We start from the raw sequence: 8,402 nt of genomic DNA, 5'->3' as shown, positions 1-8,402 counted from the left end.
GAACGTCACCTCCGCGCTGGCGTTCGTCCCCTATCAGAGCACCCCGACCTACAGCGCGACCAAGGCCGCGCTGCACTCCTTCTCCGAGAGCCTGCGCATCCAGCTCGCCGGCGCCGACACCGGCGTCCAGGTGATCGAGATGGTCCCGCCGGGCGTGCAAACCCCCCTGTTCGGCCAGCAGGACAGCGAACACGCCATGCCGCTGGACGACTTCCTCACCGAGGCCCTCGACCTGCTGCGCGAGAAGCCCGACGCGAAGGAGATTGTCGTCGAGCGCGCCAGGTTCATCCGCGACGCAGTGGCCACTGGCACCTACGACGACGTCCTCGCCATGATCGCCGGCAGCTGACCGACCTGTTGTTTCCGACGGGAGACAACAGCACGCGAGCGCCGTCACACGACGAATCTCGTCCTATCGGCGGGCCGGGCGACGAGGCCCGGGGCCCGGCCAAAGTGGCAGGAGTCCTCGACGGAGACCGTCGCCTCAGGCCGCCTTCCGTGCCGACGGCCTGTGGCGTACCGCCGACAGCCGGCGAATTGCCCAGGCGGGTCACGCAGGGGCAGATGATCATCGGGGCGTCTCACTGCGCGCGCCCTCGCGTCGGCCGTGTGAGCGGCTTCGCGGGTGGGAGGGGAGGGCTCAGCCATGGATCGGCGGTCTCTGGATAGCCAGGCAGGATGCGGCGAGGATGGGTGACATGGACAAGAAGGAACTGGCGGAATTCCTGCGCCACCGGCGTGAGGCGCTGCGGCCCCGCGACGTCGGGCTGGTCGAGGGGCCGCGCAGGCGTACACAGGGGCTGCGCCGCGAGGAGGTCGCCCAACTAGCAGGCATGTCCACCGACTACTACGCCCGGCTGGAACAGCAGCGCGCCCCGCAGCCCTCAGTCCAGATCACCGCGGCTCTCGCCCGGGCATTGCGGCTGACCCTGGACGAACGCGACCATCTCTTCGCCCTCATCGGCCACAACGCCCCGGCCCGCTTCCACCGCTCCGAACACGTCAGCCCGACCCTGATGCGGGTCCTGGACCGCCTGGACGACTCCCCGGCCCTGGTGCAGACCGACCTGCTCGACACCCTCGCGATGAACCCCTTGGCCGTCGCGCTGCTCGGCGACCAGACCCGCCACACCGGTCTGGCCCGCAGCGGCTACTACCGCTGGTTCATGGACCCGGCCGAACTTCTGGTGTACCCCGAGGAGGTCCACGAACACCACGGCCGCGCCCATGCAGCGCGCCTGCGGGCCGCGCTGACAGCCGGCAGCGACACCCCCCGGGCCGCCCAGATCCTCGCCGAACTCCAGGAACACAGCCCCGAGTTCGTCCGCATGTGGGAACTGCAGGAAGTCGCACAAAGCTACGACGACTGCAAGACCCTCCTCCATCCCGAACTCGGCCGCATCGACGTCGACGCCCAGCTCCTGTTCACCGAGAACCGCGCCCAGACCCTGGTGGTGCTGACCACCCGCCCTGGCACGGAGAGCCACAGCAAGCTCGAACTGCTCTCCGTCATAGGGCATCAGCAGCTCACCCCCTGACGTCCTGGACTGGGGACCGGGCCGGGCTCGGCGCGGGAGGGGCCGAAAAGCTGGAGACCTGTGCGCCGAATCCGGTAGGGGCGCTGGTGATGCATGCGGTTTCCGGTCCAGGCCGCCGGAAGTCGTCGGGACCGGCGGCGCGGCACCCCGCGCGCCCACTTCCGCACGGCTCTTGTCCTGCGCGCTGCGGCCAGACAGGTGGGCCCCCTGGGCTGCCCGGACCCCGTGGTCGGGCCACCGGTTTGACCGGATGCCGCCTCCGTTTTACTCTCACAGATATACGGAGGCTGCATCCATTTTGATGCGGGCCGCAGGATCACGGCAGGCAGGAGGGTGCATGCGCGCCGGTGAACAGCGGGGACGCAAGCCCCGCGCGGACGTCCAGCGCAACCGCGCTGCCTTCCTGAGCGCACCCGGGGCGTTCCGGCCGGAACGCCCGGCCGCCTCGCCATCCCCGTCACCGGCGACACGGAGGAGGCGCGGCGTGTGGCCATGCAGCTCGTGGACGACACCGGATTCGACCCCTATGACGCCAGCACGCTGGCCGACTCCTGGCGCCAACAGCCGAACAGCCCCGCCTAATGCACCGAGTTGACCCTCGACGAGCTGCCGGCGGCCCTGGCCGCGGCCGACCGCGTCAAGGACGCGGCCATCCGCGACAGCCTCCCGGAACGCTTCGCCGCCCTCCCGGCCAACCCCACCGTCGACGACGTCGTCGAGATGAACCGCGCCGCCCACCGCTGAGACACCCGACGCGACTCTCGCATACGCGACGGCACGAGGGCGGCAACGCGGGCACGCCGCGAACACACACGACGAACACGAAGAGCGGCGCTCACTTCGGCAAGGTCGTCATCACCCACTTACACCACCGCGTCCGCGGTCGGCCGCAGCCCCGGTCGCGCCGCAGGGACCAAGCCCAGGAACCCCGGTCACCGAAACCGGGGTTCCGTTCCGGACAAGGAGTTTCACCATGAAGATCGGCATTCTCGGCACCGGGAACATCGGCAAGACGTTGACCAGGCGGTTGAGCGCGGCCGGGCACGAGGTAAAGGCGGCCAATTCGCGCGGCCCGGAGACGATAGAGGCGGACGTGCTGTCCTCGGGCGGACGCGCGGTGACCGCGGCGGAAGCCGTAGTGGACGTCGACGCCGTGATCCTCTCCATTCCCTTCGATCGCATTCCGCAGGTCGCACCACTGATCGCCAAGGTGCCGGCTGACACGGTGGTCATCGACACATCGAACTACTTCCCGCATCGGGACAACGGAATCGCGGCGATCGAGGCCGGCCAGGCCGAGAGCATGTGGGTTGCCACACAGCTGGGCCGGCCCATCGTCAAGGCGTGGAACTCGATCGGAGCCGAGTCGTTCGTGCACAGGAACAAGCCGGCGGGAAGTGCGGACCGCATCTCGCTCCCCGTCGCGGCCGACAGTCCGCGCGAGCGTGACCTGGCAATGGCACTCGTAGAGGACACCGGGTTCGACGCCTTTGATGCGGGGCCGGTTGCGGAATCGTGGCGGCAGCAGCCCGGCACACCCGCCTACTGCACGGATCTCACCCGTCAGGAGCTGCCGGACGCACTGGCGACGGCCGACGCGGCACGATCACCGAAGCGGCGCGACCTCGAGCTCGCCGTGATCCGGGAACGCTTCGGGGCCGGCGTGCAACCAGACGCGGAATACCTTGTCCGCCTGAACCGCGCAATTTCCATGTGAGGAGGGACGGGGCCGACGCGGTGACCCGTGAGAGGCCCTCGTGTCTCGCCCCCGTCTCCAGCTGCTCCGCCACGAACCCCGCCACCCCCGGCGGCACATCGACCGGCGCCGACAAGAAGGTGCCCAGCATCTGGGCGGTGCCCACTGCACCGCCCAGCCCAGCCGGCTATTAGACCGGCGCTTGGCCCGGGCCTGTTCCAAAGCCACCACGTCCAGCCGGAAAACCCCTCCAGCTCCTGAACGGAGGGCTCGTCGGCGAACCGTGCTACCGGCCTTCTGCTCTCCTTAAAGTCAGTCAACTGCCACAGGTGGTGACGCTAGGCAACAGACACCTCGCTGGAAGAACAACCCAGCCCTCCGCGCGGACTACCGCCGGCTGGCTGTGTAGGTGTCAGTGGTTTTGACGGCACTTGGAGCCTTGCAGTGGGACGATCGGTGTGCTTCTCCCGCTGGGGGTTGGCACATATCGACGAGCAAGGTCGAGCTGCCCACGGACCGGCCCGCCCGCCGGACCCCACGCCTCCAGCGTGACACCCAGGGACGGGCCGGACAGCTCGCCGGGCCGGACCGGCAGGATCGGTGCGCCGCCGACGAGCGCGGTCGCCACGCCCGTCCCACCGCTCGCGGACTGCACCTCGACGTGTTCCCCGACCGGGGTGCGGATCCACTCGTACGCGGATGCCGGCAGGTGTGATCCGGCTGAGACGTCGTCAGGCGCCGTTTACGTTGGCCTCGGTGTGCCGGCTTTCGAGGTCGCCGTTCAGGGACCGCGCGAGTTCTGGCATCGGACGGTTTGGACGTCGTGTGGTCGTGTGGTCGTGTGGTGCTTTTTGGTCAGGGGGTGGGGTTGGGGTAGAAGGCGTTGATCTCGGCCAGGACGCGGTCGGGTGCTTCGTGGAGGAGGAAGTGTCCGGCGCCGGTGACGGCGGCGGAGGTGGCGTGGGGGGCGGCGTCCTGGAGGGGCGGCAGGAACGCGTCGGCGAGGCCGGCCTGGGTGATCAGGTGGACCGGGATGGTCAGCGGGGTGTCCTGGAGTTTGGTGTTGTCGGCCTCGTCCTGGGTCAGGGTCCGGTAGAGCTCGAAGCCGGCGTGCAGGACCTGGGGGCGGGAGTACACCCGGACGAACTCGGCGAGTTCGTCGTCGGAGACGTTCTCGCCGGCGGTCTTCACACTCTGGAAGAAGTAGGTGAGGAAGGTTTCGACCCGGCCGGTGACCAGTTCCTCGGCGAGCGGATTCTGCAGGAAGAAGGAGAAGTGCCAGAACATCGGTTCGAGGGTGGCGAACTTCAGGTTCTTGCCGACGAGGGCGGCGTCCATGAGGAACAGGCCCGCCACCTGGTCGCGGTACTGGGCGGCCAGTGAGTAGGCGACGTTGAGGCCGTGGTCGTGGGCGACGACCTGTACGTTCTCGTGGTGGCCGAGGTGGTTGAGCAGCTTGTGGACGTAGGTGGCCAGGACCGTCTTGGTCATGGAGGGCGGGTTTCCGGTCGAGTCGCCCATGCCGGGCAGGTCGATGGCGATGACGGTGCGGCCGGGCAGCAGCGAGGGCATGATCGGGCGGTACTCGTACCAGCTCTGCGGCCAGCCGTGCAGCAGCACCATGACCTGCGGGCCGTCGCCGCCGATGACGTAGTGCATCTGCACGTCGTCGATGGTGGTGAAGCCGTGCCGGAAGAGCTTGTTGAACTCGGCGTCGTCCTTGGTCGCCGTGTCGTAGCCGGGGCTGAGCGGCTCCTCCGACCCGACGGCTGCGGCGGTGGTGAAAGCGTTCATGGCGGTGTTACGTCCTTTTTTAGGGGTCCTTGCAGGAAGATCGTGTTGTGGCACGGTGGAGATGTACGTAATCCCGTGTTTTCCGGGGGTGTGACCAGCCGCGGCGGAAGCCGTGGGAGGTCGGTGACGGGTTGCGGGCCGGGGTCCCTCTGCCTCGTGCAGGTGCCGGCTCAGCCGCAGCAGTCGCAGCCGGGGCGGCAGCCGAAGGCGTCTGTCTCCCCGCCGGCGGCCGGAACCACCACGGTGGGTCGGTGTCCGGACCCGGTCAGGAGTTCCGGTTCCACCTCTTCCGCGATGCTCTCCACTCAGATCCAGTCGTCGATCGAGAAGCTGCCGCCCGCGGGCCGGACAACCGTGGCGGTCAGTTCCCTCACCCGGTCGGCAGGTACCGGAACGCCCGGGGCCTGGAAGATCCATTCCATCGTCTTGTCCAAGCTCACGTCCTTGGGCACTTCCCCGAAGTAGGGCTTGCAGTAGACGGGCGTGCCTGGTTCGCTGCGCCAGCTGTCGGCGAGCGTGCCGATGTCCACCGCGTCGTAGCCGAGGAGGTCGAGCAACTCCACGACCTCCGCCTTGGCGGCGGCATCGTCGCCGACGATCGGCATGGCACTGCGGTCCGGCGCACCCGAGGGGCGGGCAAGGCTGAACAGCTGGCTGACGACGATGTTGCTGGCCGCCTTGACCACACGGGAGTCGGCCAGGTGGCGCTGCACCAGCTCGCTGCTCGTCAGCTCGTTCGCGTCCAGCTCGGCGATGCGGCCGTCGCGCTCCGGGTAGTAGTTCAGCGTGTCGATCACGATTTTGCCCGCCAGCGACTGTGCCGGGATCTTCTCGTAGGCGCTCAGCGGGATGGACACCACCACCAGGTCCCCGGCCTCGGCGGCCTCGGCGGGAGTGGCCGCCCGGGCGCGGGGGCCGAGTTCGGCGACGAGATCGGCGAGGGACTCGGGGCCGCGGGAGTTGCTCAGGACGACGTCCAGGCCTGCGGCGACAGCAAGGCGGGCCAAGGTGCCGCCGACGTTGCCGCTGCCGATGATGCCGAGTGTCTTGTTCATGGTGCTCTGTTCTCCAATGGCATGAGGAAATGCCGGACCGGCCACAGCCACGAACCGTAACCGGACCGGCTGGTCATGTTAACTACCGTACCACCTAACCGGACCGCTCGGTCATGTTGCGTAGAGTGGACTCATGAGCACTGAAGAAGAAGCTGTTGCAGCGTCGCCCGCGCGACGGATGAGGGCCGACGCGGTGCGGACACGTAAGGCGCTGTTGAAGGCTGCCGCGGAGGTGTTCGCCGAACATGGCGCGGAAGGGTCCACTGCGCAGATCGCGGCACGGGCCGGTATCGGAAAGGGAACCGTCTTCCGGCATTTCCCCACCAAGGAGGACCTGTTCGCCGCGATCATCAGCGAGGAAATCGACGGGCTTGTGGCAGTGGGCCGCCAGCAGGCCCAGCAGGCCGACGCCGACACCGCCCTGCTGCAGTTCATGAGCGCGGGCGTCGCTCTCTACGCAAACAACCGGGCGCTCTCGGAGGCCGTACGTATGGTCTCGGATGTTCGGCATCCGGAGATACAGGCCGGACAGGAGCAGCTGATCGCAACAGCCGAGTCACTGGCGCGGCGGGCGCAACGCGACGGCTCACTCCGTGCGGACCTGAACGGGCAGGACGTGATGCTGCTGATCTGCGGCGTGTACTACACCGCCGCACCCTTGCTGGCTGCCGATCCGTCGGCCTGGCGGCGCTACTTGCGGCTCACCTTCGACGGCATGTGCGCCACCGGCACCGGGCCCCTACCCCCGGCACTCGTCCACGACTCCTTGCTGCCGACGATCCGGTAGGGGCGACGGCGATGCTCCCCGAGGCCGATCCTCACAGGGCATCACCGACCGAGGGGGTATGGCACAGCTTCTGAGCGACTTCAAATCTCATCGACATTCACGGGCCCTCAAGCCGCCAACCGCCATCCGAAGTCAGCAACAAACGCCTCCCACTGTCACTGACACCTACACAGCCAGCCGGCACCGGCCCAGCATCGAACGCGTCGTCTCCCAGGTCGCCAGCCGAGGCGAACGCCGCCTCAAACTGCCGCTACCGCGCCACAGACCGCAACAACGCCTGGCTCAAACGCCGCACCGCCGCCCTCAACCTGCGCAACCTCATCAACCGCGGCCTGGACTACGCCGCAAGGATGGACCCTCACCACCGCCTGAGGTCCCGAGGCGTCACACACCCCCCCGCATGCGGGGGGCCAGCCCCACAGCAGGCCCTTCAGGCACCCCACCACGACCAGGAAACGGCGATGTCAGCGGCCTCCTAGAAGCGATGTGGCCACGTGAGATGGATGACCCGCCGGGAAATGCGCCAGCCGTCATCGGTGCGTCGCAGGTCGTCGGCGTAGACGACGCTGGCGACACCGCCGCCCTCCAGCAGGCTCAGACCTTTGGATCGGGCCCGCACCTCGTCGCCCGGGCCTTCCGACACGACGATGTTCGTCGTGTGGTGGGCCTTCGCGTGTCCGGGGGCGTTCATGAAGGCCGCGATCGCGTCCAGCCCGACGACCGGGTCGCCGCCGAAGACGCTGCCGTCCCACACCGCGTCTTCGGTGAGGCATTCGCCGAGACGGTCCAGTTCGTGGTCGTCCATGATGTGCGCCCACAGCGCCACGACCCTGCTGATTTCGACGGTGTCCTCATTCGTGGGTTTCACGTTCGGCTCTCCATTGTGTGCATTGCTGGATCAGGTCTTGGCGCCGCTCAGCATGGCCAGCACCTGGTCGTAGGCGCAGTTGACCTCGGCGATTCCCTCCCTCGCCGCAGGGACGGGCGCCCGGCAGTCTCGACTATGGGGGTGTATCGGCGGGGGCGGGAGAGGATCACATATCCATGGACCGACGATCCTCCCCAGCCGGCCACCATGGAGATCGCGCACAAGAAAGAGCGGTCGTGAGCTACGAGACGTGCTCAACCAGCTCGTACGGGACGTCGAGCATGGGCTGCACAGGGAGCACAGCCGGGTACCGGGATGCTCCGCGGCGTCCAGTGCCTGGTCCAGGGTCAGCAGTGGCGCCCCGGCGGGGGTTTCCTCGCTGTCGACGGCGTGGACGACGCCTCGGCCGGGACCGCGGCCGCCGTCCAGCTTCTGCAGGACCCAGCCCGACGGCCGACGTTCGCTTCACGAGGCAGAGACCGCCGATCCATGGATAAACCGTCCTCTCCCACCGCTGCGCGGGCGCGCCTACGGTCGGGGCTGCGGGCGCTCACCGGCCCGCCGTACCGAAGGAGCAGGACCCTCATGAAGATGACCGGCAACACGATCCTGATCACCGGCGGAACATCGGGCATCGGCCTCGGTCTGGCCCTGCGACTGCACG

Annotated in this window: 8 protein-coding genes and 1 pseudogene; 5 read left to right on the top strand and 4 right to left on the bottom strand. The window is 68.3% G+C overall.

The window, feature by feature from the left end; translation table 11 throughout:
- From ACFWWR_RS47850 to ACFWWR_RS47835, 4 genes are all read left to right on the top strand, one after another.
- A partial coding sequence (locus ACFWWR_RS47850) for an SDR family NAD(P)-dependent oxidoreductase (RefSeq protein WP_384310653.1) occupies positions 1-349 on the top strand: 349 nt, incomplete at its 5' end.
- A gap of 349 nt (positions 350-698) precedes the next feature.
- Positions 699-1,538 (top strand): helix-turn-helix transcriptional regulator, encoded by an 840-nt coding sequence (locus tag ACFWWR_RS47845; protein WP_384310651.1) that lies wholly within the window; start codon positions 699-701, stop codon positions 1,536-1,538.
- A gap of 591 nt (positions 1,539-2,129) precedes the next feature.
- Positions 2,130-2,282: a hypothetical protein gene (locus tag ACFWWR_RS47840; RefSeq protein ID WP_384310649.1), complete on the top strand. Its 153-nt coding sequence runs from the start codon at positions 2,130-2,132 to the stop codon at positions 2,280-2,282.
- Between the two features lie 229 nt (positions 2,283-2,511).
- Entirely contained in the window at positions 2,512-3,255 is a 744-nt protein-coding gene (locus ACFWWR_RS47835; protein ID WP_384310647.1) for an NADPH-dependent F420 reductase, read from the top strand.
- An 834-nt stretch (positions 3,256-4,089) separates the two neighbouring features.
- Here the strand turns inward: ACFWWR_RS47835 and ACFWWR_RS47830 are convergent.
- Both ACFWWR_RS47830 and ACFWWR_RS47825 read right to left on the bottom strand, forming a co-directional pair.
- Positions 4,090-5,028, bottom strand: a complete 939-nt coding sequence (locus tag ACFWWR_RS47830) for an alpha/beta fold hydrolase (RefSeq protein ID WP_384310645.1) — start codon at positions 5,026-5,028, stop codon at positions 4,090-4,092.
- 305 nt (positions 5,029-5,333) lie between these two features.
- Entirely contained in the window at positions 5,334-6,083 is a 750-nt protein-coding gene (locus tag ACFWWR_RS47825) for an NADPH-dependent F420 reductase (RefSeq protein WP_384310644.1), read from the bottom strand.
- A gap of 133 nt (positions 6,084-6,216) precedes the next feature.
- Between ACFWWR_RS47825 and ACFWWR_RS47820 the strand changes: the two genes are divergently transcribed.
- Positions 6,217-6,870 carry a TetR/AcrR family transcriptional regulator gene (locus ACFWWR_RS47820; protein ID WP_384310642.1) on the top strand — a complete coding sequence of 218 codons (654 nt, stop codon included), beginning with the start codon at positions 6,217-6,219 and terminating at the stop codon, positions 6,868-6,870.
- A gap of 475 nt (positions 6,871-7,345) precedes the next feature.
- Here ACFWWR_RS47820 and ACFWWR_RS47815 read toward each other — a convergent pair whose 3' ends face one another.
- Together ACFWWR_RS47815 and ACFWWR_RS47810 are read right to left on the bottom strand one after the other, a co-directional pair.
- The gene (locus ACFWWR_RS47815; protein ID WP_384310640.1) at positions 7,346-7,738 is read right to left on the bottom strand and encodes a nuclear transport factor 2 family protein; all 393 of its coding nucleotides are present in this window, start codon (positions 7,736-7,738) and stop codon (positions 7,346-7,348) included.
- Between the two features lie 288 nt (positions 7,739-8,026).
- A pseudogene (locus tag ACFWWR_RS47810) lies at positions 8,027-8,200 on the bottom strand (DUF6233 domain-containing protein); the annotation flags it as partial.
- Positions 8,201-8,402: the final 202 nt, after the last annotated feature.

The sequence above is a fragment of the Streptomyces sp. NPDC058678 genome, assembly GCF_042714835.1.
Taxonomy (GTDB): Bacteria; Actinomycetota; Actinomycetes; order Streptomycetales; family Streptomycetaceae; genus Streptomyces.
The sequence above is the reverse complement of the archived record's forward strand: the minus strand, read 5'-3'. Positions and strand labels throughout refer to the sequence as shown.